The organism is Vibrio sp. QJM3NY_39, assembly GCF_057785895.1.
Window position 1 is genome coordinate 1,277,568 of sequence record NZ_CM173505.1, and the last position, 21,320, is coordinate 1,298,887.

General features: G+C 44.5%; 19 protein-coding genes. 7 read left to right on the forward strand and 12 right to left on the reverse strand.

Going from position 1 to position 21,320, the window contains the following annotated elements:
* The first annotated feature begins 4 nt into the window (after positions 1–4).
* Entirely contained in the window at positions 5–2,818 is a 2,814-nt protein-coding gene (locus tag AC3CHU_RS05800; RefSeq protein WP_488525225.1) for a glycoside hydrolase family 3 protein, read from the forward strand.
* A gap of 89 nt (positions 2,819–2,907) precedes the next feature.
* Here the strand turns inward: AC3CHU_RS05800 and AC3CHU_RS05805 are convergent, their stop codons facing one another.
* The 5 genes from AC3CHU_RS05805 to AC3CHU_RS05825 all read right to left on the reverse strand — a co-directional run bounded on the left by AC3CHU_RS05805 (position 2,908) and on the right by AC3CHU_RS05825 (position 7,972).
* A complete protein-coding gene (locus AC3CHU_RS05805; protein WP_054547320.1) occupies positions 2,908–3,813 on the reverse strand; it encodes a MalM family protein in 906 nt (301 codons plus the stop codon).
* 176 nt (positions 3,814–3,989) lie between these two features.
* Positions 3,990–4,727 carry a dienelactone hydrolase family protein gene (locus AC3CHU_RS05810; protein WP_054547321.1) on the reverse strand — a complete coding sequence of 246 codons (738 nt, stop codon included), beginning with the start codon at positions 4,725–4,727 and terminating at the stop codon, positions 3,990–3,992.
* A gap of 215 nt (positions 4,728–4,942) precedes the next feature.
* On the reverse strand, positions 4,943–5,872 hold the full coding sequence (locus AC3CHU_RS05815; RefSeq protein WP_488525226.1) for a pyridoxal-phosphate dependent enzyme: 930 nt from the start codon (positions 5,870–5,872) through the stop codon (positions 4,943–4,945).
* 127 nt (positions 5,873–5,999) lie between these two features.
* A complete protein-coding gene (locus tag AC3CHU_RS05820) occupies positions 6,000–7,298 on the reverse strand; it encodes a sensor histidine kinase (protein WP_488518074.1) in 1,299 nt (432 codons plus the stop codon).
* A complete protein-coding gene (locus tag AC3CHU_RS05825; protein WP_029405344.1) occupies positions 7,295–7,972 on the reverse strand; it encodes a response regulator transcription factor in 678 nt (225 codons plus the stop codon). Before AC3CHU_RS05825 ends, AC3CHU_RS05820 begins: the two co-directional genes overlap by 4 nt.
* A 125-nt stretch (positions 7,973–8,097) precedes the next feature.
* On the opposite strand from AC3CHU_RS05825, the gene AC3CHU_RS05830 reads away from it, so the two are divergent.
* From AC3CHU_RS05830 to AC3CHU_RS05840, 3 genes are read left to right on the forward strand one after another with little or no spacing between them, the layout of a single operon-like run.
* On the forward strand, positions 8,098–9,117 hold the full coding sequence (locus tag AC3CHU_RS05830) for a glycosyltransferase family 2 protein (RefSeq protein ID WP_488525227.1): 1,020 nt from the start codon (positions 8,098–8,100) through the stop codon (positions 9,115–9,117).
* Entirely contained in the window at positions 9,114–10,595 is a 1,482-nt protein-coding gene (locus tag AC3CHU_RS05835; protein ID WP_473575783.1) for an ArnT family glycosyltransferase, read from the forward strand. The genes AC3CHU_RS05830 and AC3CHU_RS05835 overlap by 4 nt, the downstream gene beginning before the upstream one ends.
* Complete coding sequence (locus AC3CHU_RS05840) at positions 10,588–11,052, forward strand: GtrA family protein (protein WP_054547326.1); 465 nt, start codon at positions 10,588–10,590, stop codon at positions 11,050–11,052. The genes AC3CHU_RS05835 and AC3CHU_RS05840 overlap by 8 nt, the downstream gene beginning before the upstream one ends.
* 125 nt (positions 11,053–11,177) lie before the next feature.
* Here the strand turns inward: AC3CHU_RS05840 and AC3CHU_RS05845 are convergent, their stop codons facing one another.
* A complete protein-coding gene (locus tag AC3CHU_RS05845) occupies positions 11,178–13,490 on the reverse strand; it encodes a YgiQ family radical SAM protein (protein WP_488525228.1) in 2,313 nt (770 codons plus the stop codon).
* Between the two features lie 330 nt (positions 13,491–13,820).
* Here AC3CHU_RS05845 and AC3CHU_RS05850 point away from each other — a divergent pair, with 330 nt between their 5' ends.
* Both AC3CHU_RS05850 and AC3CHU_RS05855 read left to right on the forward strand, forming a co-directional pair.
* On the forward strand, positions 13,821–14,501 hold the full coding sequence (locus AC3CHU_RS05850) for a hypothetical protein (RefSeq protein WP_488525229.1): 681 nt from the start codon (positions 13,821–13,823) through the stop codon (positions 14,499–14,501).
* A 121-nt stretch (positions 14,502–14,622) separates the two neighbouring features.
* Positions 14,623–14,823, forward strand: a complete 201-nt coding sequence (locus tag AC3CHU_RS05855; RefSeq protein WP_004736508.1) for a DUF4250 domain-containing protein — start codon at positions 14,623–14,625, stop codon at positions 14,821–14,823.
* A gap of 243 nt (positions 14,824–15,066) precedes the next feature.
* Here AC3CHU_RS05855 and AC3CHU_RS05860 read toward each other — a convergent pair whose 3' ends face one another.
* Positions 15,067–15,978, reverse strand: a complete 912-nt coding sequence (locus tag AC3CHU_RS05860; RefSeq protein WP_017094462.1) for a LysR substrate-binding domain-containing protein — start codon at positions 15,976–15,978, stop codon at positions 15,067–15,069.
* A gap of 280 nt (positions 15,979–16,258) precedes the next feature.
* On the opposite strand from AC3CHU_RS05860, the gene metE reads away from it, so the two are divergent.
* On the forward strand, positions 16,259–18,607 hold the full coding sequence (gene metE / locus AC3CHU_RS05865; protein ID WP_488525230.1) for a 5-methyltetrahydropteroyltriglutamate--homocysteine S-methyltransferase: 2,349 nt from the start codon (positions 16,259–16,261) through the stop codon (positions 18,605–18,607).
* A 108-nt stretch (positions 18,608–18,715) separates the two neighbouring features.
* On the opposite strand, the gene AC3CHU_RS05870 is transcribed toward metE, so the two are convergent.
* The 5 genes from AC3CHU_RS05870 to AC3CHU_RS05890 all read right to left on the reverse strand — a co-directional run bounded on the left by AC3CHU_RS05870 (position 18,716) and on the right by AC3CHU_RS05890 (position 21,198).
* Positions 18,716–19,114, reverse strand: a complete 399-nt coding sequence (locus AC3CHU_RS05870; protein WP_029225239.1) for a GspS/AspS pilotin family protein — start codon at positions 19,112–19,114, stop codon at positions 18,716–18,718.
* A gap of 1 nt (position 19,115) precedes the next feature.
* A complete protein-coding gene (locus AC3CHU_RS05875) occupies positions 19,116–19,412 on the reverse strand; it encodes a YciI family protein (protein ID WP_004736512.1) in 297 nt (98 codons plus the stop codon).
* Between the two features lie 194 nt (positions 19,413–19,606).
* The gene (yciA, locus tag AC3CHU_RS05880; protein WP_017061510.1) at positions 19,607–20,005 is read right to left on the reverse strand and encodes an acyl-CoA thioester hydrolase YciA; all 399 of its coding nucleotides are present in this window, start codon (positions 20,003–20,005) and stop codon (positions 19,607–19,609) included.
* 195 nt (positions 20,006–20,200) lie between these two features.
* Positions 20,201–20,803, reverse strand: coding sequence for a septation protein A (locus AC3CHU_RS05885; RefSeq protein WP_488525231.1), 603 nt, complete (start codon positions 20,801–20,803; stop codon positions 20,201–20,203).
* Positions 20,804–20,949: 146 nt separating this feature from the next.
* Complete coding sequence (locus AC3CHU_RS05890; protein WP_004736516.1) at positions 20,950–21,198, reverse strand: hypothetical protein; 249 nt, start codon at positions 21,196–21,198, stop codon at positions 20,950–20,952.
* Positions 21,199–21,320 lie beyond the last annotated feature (122 nt).

Sequence of the window (21,320 nt, forward strand, 5' to 3'; positions counted from 1 at the left end):
CAAAATGAATACTGTGGAAATTCTCGAAGCACAGAAGCAGCTTGCACCCATAAGTCGACAAGCGGCTACTGAGGGCATTGTGCTACTAAAAAATAGTGATTCAATATTACCATTGCAGACTAGTGATACGGTGTCTCTTTTTGGTCGCTGTCAGATTGATACCTACCGAAGTGGCACTGGATCGGGTGGAGCGGTGAACGTGCCTTATTCCGTAAATGCATTATATGGCTTGTATGAAAATCCAAACATCAATCTTAATCTCAGTTTGGTGGAGGTATACCAACGTTGGGTCAAGGACAACCCGTTCAATGACGGCGGTGGTGGTTGGGCAGCAGAACCTTGGTTTCAAGATGAAATGCCTCTTTCAACTTCTGTTGTGATGGATGCTGCCGCCAAATCTAACAAAGCCATTATCTTTATCGGTCGGACGGCGGGTGAGGATCAAGACAATGCACAGCAGCAAGGCAGTTACAATTTAACCGCGCTCGAAATGCAAATGTTGGAGAAAGTGACGGAACATTTTGATGATGTCATTGTGATACTGAACGTGACCAACATTATTGATATGTCATGGGTACGCTCACTCAAAGATGCAAGGTCGATCAAGGCGATTTTGTATAGCTGGGCTGCAGGGATGGAAGGTGGGCATGCATTAGCTGATGTTTTATCAGGTGATGTTAGCCCGAGTGGACGTTTGACCGACACTATTGCGCACTCTTTATCTGATTACCCTTCCAGCGCTAGCTTCGGAAATAAAGAGCGTAATCTGTACCAAGAAGATATCTATGTTGGGTACCGATACTTTGAAACCTTTAACCCAAAAGCCGTTCAATTTGAATTTGGTTTCGGGCTTTCCTACACCAATTTTTCCAATAAATTAAATGCATTAACGATTCTTGGAACCGGCTCTGAACAAGAGTTGGTCTTCGATATTGAAGTTAAAAACATAGGCGAGAAATACAGTGGTAAGGATGTTGTTCAATTGTATGTTGAATCGCCTCAAGGCCAACTGGGGAAGCCATCTAGAGCACTTACAGGGTTTGCAAAAACACCCACATTGGCTCCAAATGAAACAGCACGTGTGAAGGTTTCATTTCTTCTATCTTCGTTAGCGTCATTTGATGATAGTGGTAAGACGGGCCACCCTATTAGCTATGTACTTGAAGCAGGGGAATATCAGTTCTATTTGGGAGGCAGCGTTCGACAAGCAAGGCTGGTTGACGAAAGCATAAAAGTTGATGAACTAATAGTTGTTGAGCAACTAACGGAAGCTCTGGCACCCGTCACCGCTTTTAAAAGGCTCGTTCCAAAAGAGATAGGGCAAAATGGGGTTTACAGTTGCGACTATGAATCTGTGCCACTACGAAGTGTAGATTTGAGCAAACGTATCCTAACTGAACTCCCAACTTCGATTCCTTTTAGTGAAGATAAGGGAATCAAGTTGCTTGATGTGAAGCAGGGACTGGCGAATATTGAGGCGTTTGTATCGCAAATGACGGTACAACAGTTGGCGACAATTGTTCGTGGTGAAGGCATGTGCAGCCCCAAGGTAACCCCTGGCACGGCTGCGGCTTTTGGTGGTGTATCACCAAGCTTGTTTGATTTAGGTATCCCTATTGTTGCGGCTGCTGATGGCCCATCGGGTATCCGAATGGATAGTGGACACAAAGCATCACAAGTCCCGATTGGCACGCTATTGGGCTGCACATGGAATACAGAACTGAATGAACAACTGTTTTATTTAGTAGGGAAAGAGATGCAAGCCAATCATATTGATACATTGCTTGGGCCTGGGATTAACATTCATCGTCATCCTTTGAACGGGCGAAACTTCGAGTATTTTTCTGAGGATCCTCTTTTGACCGGAGCTATGGCGGCGTCTCAGGTTTCTGGGCTTAGATCTGCAGGCGTGTCCGGTACTATCAAACATTTGGTTGCGAACGACCAAGAAACTGGACGATTTGATGTTGATAGTGTGGTTTCTCAGCGAGCGCTCCGTGAGATTCATCTAAGGCCTTTTGAAATAGCGGTAAGGCAAGGGCGAGCTTCAAGCATTATGACCGCTTACAACCCCATCAATGGTCACTGGGCTGCATCTAATTACGACCTCAATACTACTATTCTTCGAAAGGAGTGGGGCTATAAAGGGATAGTGATGACGGATTGGTGGGCAAAAATGAATGACCCAATCAAAGGAGGTTCTGAAAGCCGAAGTTACACATCCTTTATGCTTCGCTCTCAAAATGATCTGTATATGGTCGTTGAGCACGATGGCGCTGAAAGTAACGCATCAAACGACGATACATTACAGGCGCTTGAAAATGGGATGTTGAGTTTGGGAGAGTTGCAACGAAGCGCGATAAATATCTGTCGCTTTATTATGGATTCTCCAGCAATGGATCGCCCATTAGTCATTTTTGATCCAGTTAAGAGCTTTAAGGCGCCCCAAAATCTTGATAAACAACAGAGTAAAACTGATGGGGACTTTTGCTCTCTGACGGCGGAGCAACGTACAATAGAATTACCACTTAATATCAGAGAAAACCGCAGCATTGTTTTGGAAGTTAAACAGGCTGGTGTGTATCGATGTGCAGGTATTGTTAATTACGATAGCGGCACTTTAGCTCAATCTGCGTGTAGTTTAAGTCTCAATAACGTGTATGCGATGTCTCTATCAGTGAATGGTACTAATGGCGAGACAGTTTCAGTTGAGGGGCTTCCTGTTAAGCTGGATAAAGGCTTTTATTCGTTGGATATTGAATTCATCAAATTAGGCTTAGAATTAGAGCAATTAGAATTCTCGTTTATGCCTGAATAGGGCTGAGGGATAACAGTCGTTTATTTAACTCTCGTTTGCTCAAAAAAGAGGTAAAGTGAGAGAAAATAAACGACTACTTTGAGGCTGAGTTATTGTGCTTTTTGATATTGTTTCATCGCGTCAACAAAGGTGTTTCGCATCCCCTCAATACCTAGTCGTTCAGATTCTTCAACGTAAGTCAGTGCTGCGCTGAAGTCTCCCGATGAAACTGAGTTTTCAATAAGAGTGCTATAAACCTCTTTCTGGTTTAAGGGATTCTCCGTTAACAGATCAGACTTTATTGCGCTTGCTTCAGGAATGATTTGTTGAACTCGCTTTTGACGATTTTGTTCTTCAACAACAGTCGTTACTGCTGTGAATTCAAAATCAAAGGAGACTTTTCCGATCGCAGAGTGGGGGATTTCGTAGTCCGTATTGTGAGCAATGTTTGCTTGGATATCACCAGAACGCATTGCCATATCACTTGGTTTTTCGACGGGAGTTGTTTCTGAGAGTGCTTCGCTGGTTGTGAATACGACCAAGTAAGCAGGAGCCTCGCCGTTTAAGTAACGTTCCTGAAGTTCTACTTGTGCGCCATATTGTGCACCATCAAGCAGGCTAAGTGGTTGGTACTTAATGCTTTCATTGCCAATAACATCTAACGGCTGGTAGTTTTGGTCCAAAACTAAAAGTGATGGGACGAACGTAGAATAACCCGCATTTGAAGTCACTGAGAAACGAATAGCATCTAGCGTGGTCGGAAGCTTAATCCCCTCAGCAAAAGAGCGGCCAGATTTAAACTCCACTTTTGGGCTTGCTGTAGTGATTGAAACGAATGTTTCTTGTGGATTCGCGATGTTTTGATATTGAATGTTACTCAGGGTTTCGCAGCAGTTTTCGTTGTTTTGTAGTGATTCCAGCCCCGGAGACGTTTTGTGGTAGATAACCGGTGACTCTGTCACTGTTGAGCAGGCGCTTAGTGCGAATACCGCTGGTAGTATTGCTAAATATTTCATAATTTCTCACAGTTAAAAAAGCATATCTGATTCAGAGTGCTTAATTGATAATAGTGACACACTGCAAGAAAGCGCTTTCTTTTTGAGTGACGGACACCAAAGTTAGAGAAATACTCGCTAATAATTAATACGAATTAGGTAATAGGTTGTCGTTGAACAGTTACCAAGATTGAAAGTTAACGAGATACCGAACTTAACAACTGAGTAAAGCGTTCCCATGATTTTTGGTCGGCTTCATTTTGGTAATTATTGGAGCCGAACACGGTAAACGCATGTGGTGCTCCACTATAAGTGATCATTTCATGTGGAACCTTGGTCGTTTCAAGTTCAGCGGCGAGGTTGCCAAAATCTTGCATTGAAATCATCGAATCTGCTGTGCCATGGAATACGACGACAGGCGCTTTAGTCTGAGAGTAATCTTGGCCTTTCGGTGTTGATAAACCACCATGGAAAGTGACATAAGCTTTCGATGGGATGCCCGCACGCGCGGCTTCTAAAACAGCAGCTCCGCCAAAACAATATCCCATCATCACGTTGTTATCTAAGTTGCCGCCAAGTCTTTTCGCTTCCATTGCTCCCGCATTAAGTAGTGCGCGCATTTTTTCTCTGTCTTTATATAGTTCGCCCGTGTGTTGCTTTTTGTCTTTGACTTCGGTTGGGCGGATGCCTTTACCAAATAGGTCGATGGCGAACACGTTGTAACCGAGTTCGTTGAGCATTTCAGAACGTTTTTTTTCGTAATCAGTTAAGCCGTCCCAATCATGTATTAGCAGCACTAAAGGCGCTTGGTCGCTGGCTTCACTCCAATAACCTTCGTAATCCATACCGTCGACTTGATAAGTGACGTTTTCTCCCGAAATTGCAGAGAAGGGCAGCAAAACTGAAAACAAGCCTAGCGTAGTGAGTGTTCGCATGCGTTATTCCTTTCTATGACAGAGACGTTCCAATCGAAAGTATAGATAACGCGATGATTCTCGCCAGATTTCTGTTTCTAACTTGAAATGTATGGCAGGGAGAGCAGGTGGCTATTGCTGATGAATAGCCATCGAGAGGGAGTGTTATGGCTGTTTTGTGATGTTTTCAGCTTACCAAAACTTGAATAGCTAAACTGGGGAATAAAGGAAAACAACTACCAAGATGCGTTGGTTTTGCTAATGCTCATCTCCGGATATTTTCGCTGATAGCGCGGCAACATCGACTCATTGCCCAAGATGCCACCTTGATGGATATAGATAATGGTTTTGGTTGGGTTGTTATCTTGCCATCGTTCTAAACATTGCCACATTAATGGGTCATACAGCAGATCGAATTCAATATCCGTTTGTTCTTGTAAGTTCAACCAGGTTTGATAGTCCTGTTGATACAGCTTACCAAAGTGGTGCTTGGTTTTGAGCGGCAGTATTTGTGGATGATCGGACTCACCAAGCTCATTAAATTGTTGTGTAAGGTAGTCACTGCCGCCAACACAAGCGCAGGTTAACACCAGGATGTTGTGCACTTTTAAATGCTTATGTAGATACAGAGCCGTACTGCCGGTGCCTGCTGGTAGTGCAACCACGAAATCGTGTTTGTTTTCGAAACGCGTCCAGCTAAGTATTTCCATCGCCAGTTGCTTCACGCCGTATTCAGAAAGCTGAGAGCGTCCACCTTCAGGCAATACAATGCACTGAGAATCTGGCTGTCTTATTTGCTCAATATACTCCTGTGGATGAAGCTCAGAGCCTGTCTCTTTGACTGAAATTACCTTCGCACCAAGGTCTACTGCACCACGGTAATTACCTATTGGGCGTTCTAGTAGCCACTGGGGAAGGTGGTCGACGTAGAACTCAAGCGTCCAACCTTTGATCTTTGCCAGTGCCGCGAGTGAGAACAGAGAGTTAGCCTGCGCAGAACCATAGCTGATCAATGTTGTAGTTTCTGGGTGATCGTCTTCCAGCAGCTTCATGAATTTGCGGGCTTTATTGCCGCAAAAGTGGGAGTGCAGCTGATCGTCACGCTTTAAGAAAAAAGTGTGATCGTTAAATTGATGTTGAGTTACAGGGCTATTATTTAGTTTCATCGCACTTAGTAAAAATGCTGACTAAAAAGCCAGCATTTTAAAATCAAATTGGACTAACGAGTATCTAGTAGCCTGCAAGTGCTGTAAACCAACTAAATCAAGTTTTCGTTGGATATTGAACTTAGTACTACGAGTTTATTTGCTCTGGTATGGGCGAGGGTGAATCTGTCTGAAAGGCGATTCTGGCAGTGCACCCTCCAGAGTTACGATTGACCAAATCAAAGTCCCAATGGAAGCGTTGGCACAAGTCGTCGACAATCAATAAACCTAATCCATGACCATTCGGATTGTATTGTTCCTGAAGGCCTTCACCTTGGTCTTCAATCACAATACTCTGCTCGGACAGGGTAACAGTGACAGTACCACTATTGGTCGCTGCAATGGCATTTCTCAATAAGTTGCCGACCAACATATTCATGATCGCGCTGGTGGCTTGAATGGTAGGCTCTGATTGAATGTGTAGGGATATCTCGACTAGCTTTTCATCCGCCTGTAATGAATTCTTGGAAACGATAGCTTCTAACTCTTGCTGACTAAACAAGCGCAGTGGTGCATCGTCACTGTTTCTTTCATAACGAACTAAACCGAGTAGGGCATCGACCATTTCTGACATCTGGATAATGGCTTCATCAATGCGCTCAACCTGACGAGATTGAAATTCCGTTGTTTCGCTTCTTAATAGCAATTTATTCGCACCACGAGCGACCGTTAGTGGGGTTCTTAACTCATGACTTGAATAACGAGCAAAGGCTTGTTCTCGTTTGAGTAATGAATTAATTTCACGACGATATTGATTAAGCTGATCAGTTAATTGGCGAAACTCAACGGCGGCGTCATCACTTACACCGAACTCTTCACTTAGGTTTAATTTATTTGTCTCAAGTTGCTCTGAAAGTAAGTTGAAAGGTTCTATCAGTCGTTTCGATAATCGATAGAGCAAAGCGCCAAAGCTAAAAATTAAAATGGAAAGTAATGTTAAAACGAATGTTGTTGCGTACACCAATTCGTCATGACTAAACTCGACGCGGTCAACTTCAGATAAAAGGATGATTGGATAGGTTTTCCCTTTGTCAGAATACTCACCGACATACACCATTCGTGAATCAGGCTCTTCTCCTACCTCACCAACAAAGCTCTCTTTACCTTCAATGTATTTCCGGTATTCGATAGGGATGAATGAAGGGTCATTGTATGCCATGGTAAGACCATCGATGCGAATTTTACCACTCTCCCCTGACTGAAATTGCTCGACCGCATAGTTTCGGTCAATCAAGATACGTCTTTCGCCCACCCGATCTTCTGATAGATAAAGTGCAGACATAAACACTATGTAGGTAAAGACCGAGACAATGACCGCCATTGCCCCAAAGAAAACCGCTAGGCGGCCAGTTAGAGTTTTAGTGCTAGTGAGAACGTTCAAAATCAATTTGAAGACTCCAAACGGAATCCTACTTTAGGGACAGTAATCAACATTTGGGTGTCAAAAGGCTTGTCGAGTTGATTACGCAGCTGATAGATATGGCTACGTAACACATCGTTGTTGGGTTCGTCTTCCTGCCATAGCTTGTAGGAAATATCTTCACGAGTCACTACTTCAGGTGCTTTTTGGCACAGCATCTCAAGGATGGTGTAAGTGGTTGGGTTAAGTGCGAGCAGTTTGTCTTTACGGTAGGCTTTACGGGTTTTTTGATCAATGGTGAGTTCATCAAACTGAAGCTTAGAAGAAGCTACTTTTCCTCGGTAACGACGAACAAGCGCTTTCATTCGGGCTTCCAAAATATCCAAATCAAAAGGTTTGGTTAGATAGTCATCGGCACCATGCTCAAACCCTTTCAACATGTCATCTCGGCTATCTAACGCGGTAAGCATTAGAATAGGCGTTGCGTTGCCTTGGTCTCGCAGTTTATTACAAACCGTGAGGCCGTCCATTCTTGGCAACATCAGATCCAATATGATGATATCAAATGAGTTTTCCAACGCGAGTTGCAGGCCGAGTTCGCCGTTGTCCGCATAATCGAGTTCCATGCCAATACACTCAAAATAATCAAACAAGACACCTGCGATTTCACGGTTATCTTCGACTAATAGAACTCGTTTCATTTTGATTCTCATACAGAAATAGACGGTAACATTATCCTGAGTGAGCGTGAAAAATATGTCAATAACATAACTTTCACTTATGGGAGGGTAGATTGGATTCAGATTAAAAAATAGAAGAACGTATTATGTCTGAACTTCATATAAGCCGCCCTAAAGTCTCCACATCGCAGATCAACCCTGCGGTTTCTCTGTCTATCATTGTGCCTTTTTATGATGAACAAGAGGTATTGGAAGAGTTCCACTCTCGCCTTACCAAGGTGCTTGATAGCTTACCCATCAAGAGTGAAATCGTTTATGTCGACGACGGTAGCAAAGACAGCAGCTTAGAGTTGGTGAGTTCATTCACTTCAATCAATAGCTCAATTTCTGTTATCGGTTTAAGCCGTAATTTTGGCAAAGAATCAGCGATGAGCGCAGGCCTTGAGCACTGTCGTGGACAAGCGGTGATTTTGCTAGATGCTGACTTACAAGATCCTCCTGAGCTTATCCCGCAAATGATTGCCAAGTGGCGCGAGGGTTATGACGTCGTCAATATGCAGCGTAGCCAGCGCGACGGTGAAACATGGTTTAAGAAGTTTTCAGCAGCGAGCTTTTACAAAGTAATGAATGTGGCTGCGAAGATTGATGTTCCTGAAAATGTGGGTGATTTCCGACTGTTAAGCCGAGAAGTTGTCGACCATATCAATCAGCTTCCAGAACGTAACCGCTACATGAAAGGCATTTTTTCATGGCCGGGTTTCCGACAAGCGACGCTCCAATTTAAGCGTGATGCTCGCTTCTGTGGTGAGACCAAGTGGAACTATCTCAAGCTCATCGGATTGGCGATGGATGGCATTACCTCATTCTCTATCAGACCACTGCGCATTGCTACCGCATTAGGTGGTTTAGTGGCACTTACTGCTTTTGTGTATGGCGTCTTCATCGTATTCAAAACCATTATGTTTGGTGAGCCCATCACGGGCTATCCGTCAATGATGGTCGTGCAACTTGCCCTTGGCGGTATTCAACTCCTGAGTATTGGTTTAATGGGAGAGTACATAGGTCGTATTTTCATTGAAACCAAGAATCGTCCTTTGTATCTGATCCAATCGGTGGTCGATACACCTGCATTAAAAACACATTTCAAATTAGAGGAGTCAGCATGAGCCTGAACAGAACGCACCTATGGTATTTGTTGGCTTTTGCACTGGTTTTAAGACTCCTATCTTTGGCGACTTATCCGTTAATGGATACTACGGAGGCGCGCTACGGAGAAATGGCTCGCTTGATGGTAGAAACCGGTAATTGGTTAACACCTCAGTTTGATTACGGCATTCCTTTTTGGGGCAAGCCACCGTTGTTCACATGGATGAGTGCTGCGGGGATTGAGCTGTTTGGTTTGAGTGAGTTTGCTGTTCGTGCACCTCACTGGTTAGCGGGAGTAGCGACGATTTTGTTAACCGCTTACATGGCGAAGCGAACTGGGCAAAGTGCGTTGGTTGCCGCGGTAGTGTTGGCGACATGCGGTATTTTCTCTATTGCCGCGGGCGCTGTGATGACAGACATCGCGTTAACCTTAGCGATGACCATTGCCATGTTAGGCTTCTACTTGTGTTGGCTAGGAGGAGAGGGTTGGAAAGGCGAAGGCAGTGCGAAGACTAATCGATCTTGGGGTTATGTCGGTTTCATTGGTTTAGCGTTAGGCTTGCTTGCAAAAGGGCCAGTAGCGATTGTCATTATGGGCATCGCAGTTTTCCCTTGGTTAGTATTACAACATGGCTTCTTTGGCGCTTTCAAAGTGCTTTGGCAACGCTTTCCATTGTTGTCTGGCTTGGGTGTGATGCTAGCAATAGCTTTGCCTTGGTACATCATGGCTGAAATGGCAACACCGGGCTTTATTGATTACTTTATTGTTGGCGAGCACTTTAAGCGTTTTGTTGTGAGTGGCTGGGAGGGCGATCTGTACGGCTCTGCCCATGACCAAGCAAGAGGTATGATCTGGCTGTTTTGGCTTCAAGCGGCTGCGCCGTGGTCGATTGTATTACCTATATTGGCATTTGCTCGACGTAAGAAAATTGCAGAAATTAATACTGAAAATCGCGGTTTGTTTTCATTTCTTGTCTGTTGGTTGATTTCACCTCTGATTCTTTTCACTATGGCGGGCAATATTCTCCCAGCGTACGTCCTGCCAGGTATTCCGGCCCTTGGCTTGTTGATTGCTATACTCGTAGTGGAAAAAGATAAGAAGTGGTTCTCGAGCGTGGCTTTGGTTCTACCTGTGTTGCTAATGATTGCGATGGTCTACCTGAATCTCGGCAAGGCGAACGAGAAAAGTGACCGCATTATCTTCGAACAGATTACGGATTCTGCGCCAAGCTTTTACGTGGGTAAACGACCATTCTCTGGGCAATTTTACAGTCATGGTCAAGCGAAAAGACTTCTCGATATCGAGCAGCTAGATGGCATTGATAAGTTCTATCTGATTGGTAAAAGATCTGAAGTGGAAACCAAGATTAAAGAGAACGCATTAACGTGTATTCTAGAGCCAACGGTGAAAATAAAGCGTGCTTTATTCAGCTGTCATAGCTCAAGCATCAAGCCAAATCTATCGTTGAGTCATATTCAAAGTGGCAGCGATGTTTAGCGTTAACTCGGGGTTACGAATGTTCAACAACAAGCTTCAAACGCACAGTCAGAGGTTACAGTCTCACCACAAGGTGGTTCGATTTGCTGTGGTTGGTGTTGGCGGATTTGTTGTTGATTGCTTAGTTTTTGCATTACTGCATTATGCCGTTGGGCTGCCTTTGATGAGTGCACGGATAGGATCTTTCATTGCAGCCGCCACGACAACATGGTTTGGTAATCGAGTGCTAACTTTTGACTTCAAAGGGCAGGATAGTTGGTCAGAGAAGTTGATTCAGTGGCAAAAGTTCATGTTTTCCGCATCGATATCGGCGATACCTAATTTGCTGTGCTTTAAGCTGATGACTGAATTGCTTCCTGCATTTACTGGGGCTGTATTTATCGCGATGGCCGTAGGTATCTTGGTGGGCATGGTCACTAACTATTTGTTTAGCCAGTATTGGGTCTTCACCCGTTAGAATCCCTTGTAATCACATAACCAAGTGAAACCTTCGGGTCGTTCATTAGTAACAGACACAAAAAAGCGCAGCTAAATAGATGCGCTTTGTATTTTTATGATAACCAAGTAAATGGGGTCGCTATATTAACGCTGTGTTGCGCGCTGGCGATTCTTTCCGTTACTTGTTGGTTTACCACCTTGACCATTGCCTGCTTTGCTGCGGTTTGGCTTGCCATTTCCGCCGCCGTTGCCTTGTGATTGCTGGCTAGCAGGGGCTTTTTTGATGAAACCAGTCGCTGGTTTATTCGCGTTACCATTACCGTTCTGCTTCCCGTTGCCCTGATTGCCGTTACCTTGGCTACCTGTTGGCTTCTTACCACCCGGTTTAGGCTTATTGCCACCTGGCTTAGAATGGTTACGTGGGCTTTCTCCGCCAAGACCCGGTTGAGCTTTACTGTGCTTAGTTGCAAAACGTTGTGAGCCGTGACGACCAGACTTACGGCGCTGTGCCGGTGTCTGAGCTTCAAAATCTTCTTCAGGGACTAAGCAGTTCGCTTTGTCACCAATTAGGTGCTTTTTGCCCATGCTGATCAGTGCTTCACGGATGATCTTCCAGTTCTCTGGATCGTGGTAACGAAGCAGTGCTTTATGCAGACGACGTTGACGATCACCTTTCGGTACAGGAACATCTTCACGTTTTTTGTATTTCACGCGTTTCAGAGGGTTGGTCTCTGAGTAGTACATTGACGTCGCATTACACATTGGCGATGGGTAGAAGTTCTGTACTTGGTCACACTCGTAGTTATGCTTTTTCAGCCACAACGCAAGGTTAAGCATGTCTTCATCTTCCGTGCCCGGGTGAGCAGAGATGAAGTAAGGAATTAGGTACTGTTTCTTACCCGCTTCAGCGCTGTACTTCTCGAACATCTCTTTGAAACGATCGTAAGTGCCCATGCCCGGTTTCATCATCAGATCCAGAGGGCCTTTTTCAGTGTGCTCTGGAGCAATCTTCAAGTAACCACCAACGTGGTGAGTCACAAGCTCACGTACGTATTCTGGAGACTCAATCGCAAGGTCATAACGAACACCTGATGCGATCATCACTTTCTTGATGCCCGGAACCTTTCTCGCTGAGCGGTAAAGGTCGATGGTGTGCTGGTGGTCTGTGTTCAGTTTCTCACAGATTTTAGGGAACACACATGATGGGCGACGACAGTTAATTTCAGCTTTAGGATCAGAACAACCTAGGCGATACATGTTCGCTGTTGGGCCACCCAAGTCAGAAATGGTACCGGTAAAGCCAGGTACTTTATCTTTAATATCTTCGATTTCATCCAAGATCGATTCTTTCGAACGGTTCTGAATGATACGACCTTCGTGCTCTGTGATTGAACAGAAAGAACAACCACCAAAACAACCACGCATGATGTTAACCGAGGTTTTGATCATGTCGTATGCAGGAATCTTTGCTTTGCCATACATAGGGTGAGGAACACGCTTGTAAGCAAGGCCAAACACATAATCCATCTCTTCTGTAGCAAGAGGAATTGGCGCTTGGTTTACCCATAGTTCGCGGTCACCGTGACGCTGAATAAGAGCACGACCTGAATACGGGTTAGTCTCTAGGTGCAGAATACGGCTAGCGTGAGCGTAAAGAATGCGGTCGTTATTGAGCTTTTCGAAACCAGGGATACGAACTGCGGTTGTTTTTGCATCGTGACGAGAAGGGCGAATCGTAATTGGCTGCGCCTTTACTTCTTCTTTTTCATCTTTCTTGGTATCACACTGCGTTTCTACTTCGTACGGGTTAACCGGAACGTAAGCTTTGTTCGGTTTTTCGATACGAGAAGAATCGATAATTTTGTAACCTTCAGGCGCTGCAGGCAGGTTGATTGCAGTACCGCGAATGTTTGTTAGGTTGCTGATCTCTTCACCATCAGCAAGGCGGTGTGCAACTTCAACCAGCGCACGCTCGGCGTTACCGAAAAGAAGAATGTCTGCTTTTGCATCAAACAATACAGAGCGACGAACTTTATCAGACCAGTAGTCGTAGTGTGCAACGCGACGTAAGCTTGCTTCAATACCACCAAGTACGATTGGTGTGCCTTTGTAGGCTTCACGACAACGTTGAGAATAAATCAGAGTTGCACGGTCAGGACGCTTACCACCTTCATTGTTTGGTGTGTAGGCATCGTCGTGACGAAGTTTGCGATCAGAGGTATAGCGGTTGATCATGGAATCCATGTTACCCGCAGTGATGCCGAAGAATAGGTTAGGTCGACCCAGTCCCATGAAGGCATCCTTACTGTCCCACTTTGGTTGGGCAATGATGCCCACGCGGAAACCTTGAGCTTCAAGTAAACGGCCAATGATAGCCATACCAAAACTCGGGTGATCGACATAAGCGTCACCAGTTACAATAATAATGTCACAGCTATCCCATCCAAGAGCATCCATCTCCTTTCTACTGGTAGGCAAAAAGGGTGCTGTTCCGTAGCACTCGGCCCAGTATTTTTTGTGTTCGTGAATAGGAGTGATATCGCTGTACATATTTCAACCTCTGATTTTTGAGGCGGGAATTATAGCGGCATGAGGCTAGACTAGCCAGTAGAACATGCCCCTGTTAGTTCTGATGTCTTTCGCCATTTTGCAGATAATGCTGACAAAAGAACCATACAACAGCATAGTTGAAGCCTTGAATAACGTCGCTAATTTGTGATTTTGATTAGTGTTCGCAGCAGTTTTTGATATTATTCGCGAAAATAAGTCTGAATAAGTAGATCCACAATGGTCGAATCATTATTAGTACAATTTGCTCCCATGTTATTAGGAGCCCAACTGATCTTAACTTTAATCTTAGTGAAGGGTGACATTTGCCCTGGTCAACGTGGCCGTATTCACAAGATGTTACCTGCGATTGGCGTGCTTTGGCTTGCTGTTGCCTCATTAAGAATTGAAGCCTTTCTGGTCGTGTTCGCGATCTTTTATTTCTATTCTCAAGTTCAAACTAAGAAGACACGTGACTCAGGCCCTATCTGGGTGATGTACCTTGCGTGTGGTTTGGCGCTTTCATACGTTGCTATTCAAGCGACTGAGCAAGCAACTACCGTCGGTATTATTACTACTTTACTGCTGGTGGCACTGTTGGGGTCTGCGTTTGGTCATTTACTCCTGACTATCGCAAGAACGCGCTTACAAGCATTTCACCGCGTTCTGCCTGTTGTGGGCGTATTAAGTGGCATGTTGGTGGTATTGGCGACCGTGATTAACGTTTATTCACTGTCTGAAGCGCAACTAGAACCTGTTATTTCAACTTTGTTGTTTAGCTTTGCTTTGCTTATCTCTTCTATCGTGGTTTGGTGTTGGCATTTGCTGTTTGTCAAAACCCCTGAAAAGTTTCAGCTGACTCTTTCATTGTTGATGTTATTGGCGGCGGCTGTTGGTTTAACGCCAGTTTGGGCTATGTAGAAGGTTACTGATCTCACAAGCCTTTCGGTGTTGAATCGAAAAAGTGTGATCTGTTTTTTAGCGTGGTGTTGGTAAGCGTTCTAAACTTAAATCTAGTCGGTGTGTTCGTTAGGAGTTCGGGATGGATTTAAGCAACGTCAAAGGTTTCGATAGCATTATTTTGCTGGGAATCGTGAATGAAAAACTTCGCTTAGAATGCGATAGCTTTGAAGAGCTGATCAGTATGTATGAAATGGATATAGAAAGTGTTGTAGGTAAGCTTGATATGCTTGGCTATCAATACGATCCATTAACTAACCAGTTTAAGTCTTATCCTAGATAAGCAACAAACTGGCGCATGTTTTATTGATTGTGAGCCAGTTATCGAGAATGAACTAGTTATCGATTGTGAGTCAGTTATCGAGAATGAACTAGTTATCGATTGTGAGCCAGTTATCGAGAATGAATAAGTACCGCCATCGTCGGTACTAAAGTTAAAAGAAAAAAGTCACAGCTAATCTGTGACTTTTTGTTTCTGGCACATGCCTATCAGGTTCAACGCAGGCATAACCTAACAACGAGTCTCTTAAACGACCTCAATGCCATCTAGGTGACTCTTACTTTGCTGTCTTGCCGTGCTAAAGAAAGCTTGCAGGTAACGTTTGTCTTTTTCTGAGTTTCTTACCGCTGCGAACAACCTTCTTGAAAGCCCTTTGCCTAATGGTTTGCTGGCAATGAGTCCTTGTCTTGAAAATTCACTGATCGCCCAGTTTGGTAACGCAGCAACCCCGAGTCCTGCCGACACCATTTGTACCAGCATCAATGTGTTGTCTGCTTGTTTCCATTTCTTTGGTTCAACGCCTGCAGGTTGTAAAAAGTGCTTCACTACATCGAGACGCTGCTTTTGAACCGGATAAGAGAGCATCGTAATATCACTAAGATCTTGCGGTTCAATACTCGGCTTTTCGGCTAAAGGAGAGTTGATAGCAGTGATCAAGCGCATCTCAAAATCGAAAAGCGGTTCGTAGTGAACTTCAGAACGAGGCTGTATATCAGAGGTGATCACCAAATCTAACTCACCTGCCATTAATGCGGGCAGCGGCTCAAAACCAAAGCCTGACGAGAAATCGAGCGTCACGCTTGGCCAAGCAACTTGGTACTCTTTCAAAGCGGGCATTAGCCATTGGAAGCATGAGTGACACTCGATCGCCATGTGCAAACGACCATTCACATCCTCTTTTAGGCTCGCTAACTCATTCTCTGCTTTAGCGATTCTTGGCTGTATCTCATCCGCGAGCTTAAGCAAGATTTCACCCTCAGAGGTAAATTTCACTGGCCTAGTTTTTCGTAGGAAAAGCTGACCGCCAATACGCGCTTCAAGGTCTTTCAATTGATGCGAAAGCGCCGACTGAGTCAGGTGAAGAGAGGTCGCAGTTGCTGTTAACGATCCGCTGTCTCTCAAGGTGGTCAATGTTCGAAGGTGTTTAAGCTCTATCATGAGTATTCCTCATATTCCCTAAGCCAATTCAATATTTCTTAATAATCACCCTACGGTGTTTTTGCTCTTTTGTAAACGTCTAGATGTCCAGATGGATTTGAACTGTTCATCTTTGGATGATTCAAGATGAATATTATTAATAAACAAGATGAATATTTGGACGTTGTCCATAGATCGGATTAAGGCGATAGTTTAGCCATCCAGACGCCTTTGTGGAAAAGTAAAAATCATAAAAGGCAATCTGACCGGAAATTAAAATTATCGAATAAGGAACAGACTCATGACGACAACAACGCATATTCTTGGCTACCCACGTATCGGCGAAAAAAGAGAACTTAAATTCACGCTCGAGAAATACTGGCGGGGTGAAATCGATCAATCTGAGCTCAAACAACTCGGTAGCGAATTAAGAAATCGTAACTGGAATGTACAAGCTGACGCGAATCTAAGCTTTGCAACTGCGGGTGACTTCGCATGGTACGACCATGTTCTGACAACGACTCTACTTCTAGGCCACGTTCCAAAGCGTCATGCTGGTGGTTCTGAAGATGAAAAAGCCTTCCCAGATCTGGATACCTTGTTTCGTGTTGGTCGTGGTCAGTCTCAAGTTCAGTCTACTTGCTGCGGTGGTACGCATACGTCTAATGATGGCACTAAAGACAGTTCGGCGGCTTCTGACATGACTAAGTGGTTCAACACCAATTACCACTACATTGTTCCTGAGTTCAGTAAAGACGATTCGTTTGAGGTGAGTTGGCCACAATTGTTTGACGAAGTGAGTGAAGCGATAAAAGCAGGACACAAAGTTAAGCCTGTACTTCTCGGCCCGCTGTCTTACTTATATCTAGGTAAAGAAGTGGAAGAGGGCTTTGAGCGTTTAACCTTGTTGCCGCGTTTGCTTACTGCTTACCAAGCGATTCTGGCAAAACTCTCCAAGTTGGGCGTTGAGTGGGTGCAAATCGATGAGCCCATTCTATCTCTGGAACTTGAGACTAAGTGGGCTGATTCATTCAAACTGGCTTATCAAGTGATTCAAGGCGATGTGAAGCTATTGCTGACCACTTACTTTGATTCTGTGACTGATACGTTAGGCAAGATCGTGGAATTGCCCGTCAACGGCTTACACATCGACTTGGCTGCCGCACCGCAGCAACTTGATGAAGTGGTGAATAAGTTACCGGAAGATTGGGTACTTTCTGCGGGTGCAATCAATGGACGCAATGTTTGGCGAGCAGACTTAGCTTCTCAGCTTGAGTTACTGCAACCTGTGAAAGAGAAGCTGAGAGACAAGCTGTGGGTCGCAAGTTCATGTTCACTGCTGCATAGCCCGGTTGACCTTGAGTTAGAAGAGACGCTTAGCGAAGAAGTGAAGAGTTGGTTTGCCTTTGCAAAACAGAAAGTGACCGAGGTGAGCTTATTAGGTGCGGCGTTAGATGGCGATCAAAATGCCATTTTGGCGTGTGAGACTCACAGCCAACCTATCGTTGCACGTAAGAGCGCGACTCATGTGAATAAGCCGCAAGTTCAAGCTCGACTCAATACCATTACTAAAGCACTAGCAGAGCGCAGTGCTCCATACGCAGAACGCGCAGCGCATCAGTCTGAGGTGTTGGGTTTACCGCTATTACCAACCACAACCATTGGTTCGTTCCCACAAACAGGGGAAATTCGTCTTCAACGCAGTGCTTACCGCACTGGAAAACTGAATGAGTCGGAATACAACACTGCACTGAAAGGTCACATCGCAGATGCTGTTAAGCGTCAAGAAGCCTTAGATTTGGATGTGCTTGTGCATGGTGAAGCCGAGCGTAATGACATGGTGGAGTACTTTGCGGAAAACTTAGCAGGCTTTCAAACCACCAAGTTTGGTTGGGTACAAAGCTATGGCTCTCGCTGCGTGAAGCCTGCGATTGTGGTTGCGGATATCGAGCGTGAAAAACCAATGACGGTGGAATGGTCGACCTATGCCCAATCTCTGACCTCGAAGCAGATGAAAGGGATGCTGACAGGGCCTGTCACTATCTTGTGTTGGACATTCCCACGTGAAGACATCTCACGAAAAGAGATTACGAATCAATTGGCGTTTGCACTGCGTGATGAGGTTTCGGATTTACAAGATGCAGGGATCAACATCATTCAAATAGATGAGCCTGCTATTCGCGAAGGTTTGCCTTTGAAAAAACGCGACCATGCAGAGTACCTAGAGTGGGCAGTGGATGCCTTTAAGATTTCAGCAGCGAGTGCTAAACCAGAAACTCAGATTCATACCCATATGTGTTACAGCGAGTTCAACGAGATCATTGATTCAGTGGCGGCGCTAGACGCCGACGTGATTACCATTGAGACTTCTCGTTCGAACATGGAGCTACTGAAAGCGTTTGAAGAGTTTAACTACCCGAATGCGATTGGACCGGGTGTTTATGACATTCACTCACCAAACATTCCTTCTGAAGAGTGGATTGTTGATTTACTTAAGAAAGCAGCAGAAAAAATCCCAGCAGAACGTTTGTGGGCGAACCCAGATTGTGGATTAAAGACTCGTAACTGGGCAGAGACAGAAGCCGCACTAACTAACTTAGTTACGGCGACTAAGACACTGCGTAAAGAGTGGGAATCAGCTGAGATATAATTCAGTCTAAGATTTTGATTGATCCGTTAATCCACGATGAACCACAACAAAGGCCTCGCATTTACGAGGCCTTCTGGTTTTATACTTGTTCGAATCTCGAGCTAGAAACTAGCTGCTACTTTGACACGTCTCTTTACTGATCAGCTTCTCAACGATCAGTTGTCCGCGAGTGTTGCGAATCTTGATGTTGTAAGCCAAGCCCATGTCGAGGTTCGCTCTTACTTCAGAGTTGGTGCAGTAGCTATTCACACTCATGTCTACAACTTGGTTTAAAGGTTTAGCACCTTTTGCATCTTGGTTGTAGATCATCATGATTTCGATAACCGTGTTCTTTGCCAGCACGCGCATGACCGACAGCGGGCCATACTCAATCGGAAGGCCTGCGGATAAAACGCCAGCGCGATGCTGCGCCATCATTTCTAGCTGTCTTTGTTTGTCTTGTTCACTTGATGAGCTACAGCCTGCAAGCAGAACAGCAGCCAGTGAACCGATAATCCATTTTTTCACGTTAAAATACTTTCTTGAATGGTTTAACAATCACATTTTGGTACACACCAGCAGCAATGTACGGGTCTGCGTCTGCCCATGCCTGTGCATCGTCTAAAGAATTAAATTCAGCAATCACAGTAGAGCCTGTGAAGCCCGCTTCACCAGGGTTATCTGAATCAATCGCTGGCATTGGACCTGCTGTCAAAAGGCGGCCTTCATCGTGAAGTGTTTGTAGGCGTTCTAGATGTTGTGGGCGAACACTTAGGCGTTTTTCTAATGAATTTTCGACGTCTTGAGAAAAAATCACGTACCACATATTGAGATATCCTTATTTTACTTCACTAAATTGAGGGCGTTTAAATTCGCTATCTTGCTAATTTACGCGAACTAATGGGTATTGGAAGAGCTAATGATAAGAAATTGTGAAATGGTGCGGCAGAGTGAGAAGGTCTTTAGCATTTTTAATCGAAACGACTAAAGACCTTAAAGTGCGATAGGGTCGTCGAAGGGTTATTTGTTGATTGGGCGAGGTTTACCGCTTTCATCTACAGCAACGTAGTTGAATGTCGCACCACATACCTTGTAGCGATCGCCTATACCGTGATCAAGTACCGGCTTAACCCAAACTTCTAGGTCGATATTCATCGAGCTACGACCAATCTTGGTGCAGTCACCATAAACACATACCACATCACCCACTGAAACTGGTTGTTTGAACTCGATACTCGATACTGAAACCGTGACTATCTTGCCGTTAGAGATCTCTTTCGCCAGTATCCCGCCAGCAAGGTCGAGCTGAGACATTATCCAACCACCGAAAATCTGGCCTGCTGCATTGGTATCAGAAGGCATCGCCAAAGTGCGAAGAAGTAAAGAACCAATCGGGTTCAAAGTTGATTGAATAGTCATTGTTGTACTCTTAATGGTATTGATTGTTTTAAATTTAAATAGATGTGTTTGCGGGGCTCGCGGTGGTCGTATTTTTAACGTATTCACCGAACACAAACAATCAGTGGCCAATGATCACGAGTATCATTGGCCACTGTTAAATAGCATATTGATAATAATTGTATCAAAAAGGGGATGAGGACTCATCCCTTAGGGTTACTTCTCGTCGGTATTTTTATCCGTTAACTCGTTCTGCTGGTCTTTTTGTAGATGCTGGTCTTTTGGCAAATGCTGATCTTTTGGTAGATGCTTGTAGATGTAGACACCCGTTAGCAAGGTAAATGCAAAAGTAGCGATCAGTAAGCCAAACACTTTGAAGTTTACCCAAACATCCAAGGGTAGGCTGAAAGCAACGTAAACGTTGAGAATGGCACATAGAGTAAAGAATAAAGTCCAAGCCCAGTTGATCTTGCTCCATACCGCTTCAGGAAGTGTGATCTCTTTACCCAGCATGCCTTTAATCGCTGACTTGCCCATTAGGTGACTGACGGTCAGGCCGATAGCGAACAATGCATAAACGATGGTTACTTTCCATTTAATGAAGTTGTCATCGTGCAAGAAAATGGTCATGCCACCAAATACGGCAACCATCAGAAATGTGATGATCTGCATTTTCTCTACTTTCTTGTAGATGACGTATGTCAAAACGATTTGTACTGCGGAAGCAACAATCAATGCACCTGTAGCCGTGTAGATGTCATACATCTTATACAGCGCAAAGAAAATAATGAGAGGAATGAAATCAAGGATTTGCTTCATGTGGCACTGACTGTCCAGTTAGTTGAGTTGCAGACAGTCTAACGAAAACTGTCTCGATGCTAAATAGCCCGAGACAATTGGGTGCTAATTAATTCCATCTAGTTGGTTTATCGAGTCGGATCTTTTCATCATCGAGTTGGATAACGTTATCGCATTGATGTGGTTTGGTAGCGAGGTATCAGCTTCTTGATGTCTTCAAGGTAACCTTCACTCTTTAAGCTGTCTAAGGTGTTTTCGAGCTCTTGCTCACTCATGGCAAAACACGTCGATTTGCCTGTCGTTAGGTCGAGATATTCGTGATATTCACGCTCTGTGAAGTGGCCAATTCTGTCCATTAATAAGGTTTTAATTCCATGGTGAATCAAGCCGTAATACGTATGTCTTTGTAAGGTCATAGCCTATCCTCCGTGACAAGCTGCAGTGAAACTGTTGCAACCTGCTGTATATTGGTTGGGTTATCTATGACAAAGCAATTCGAATGCCATTTTCTCTAGTTGAACGGAACATTTTCCCTGCC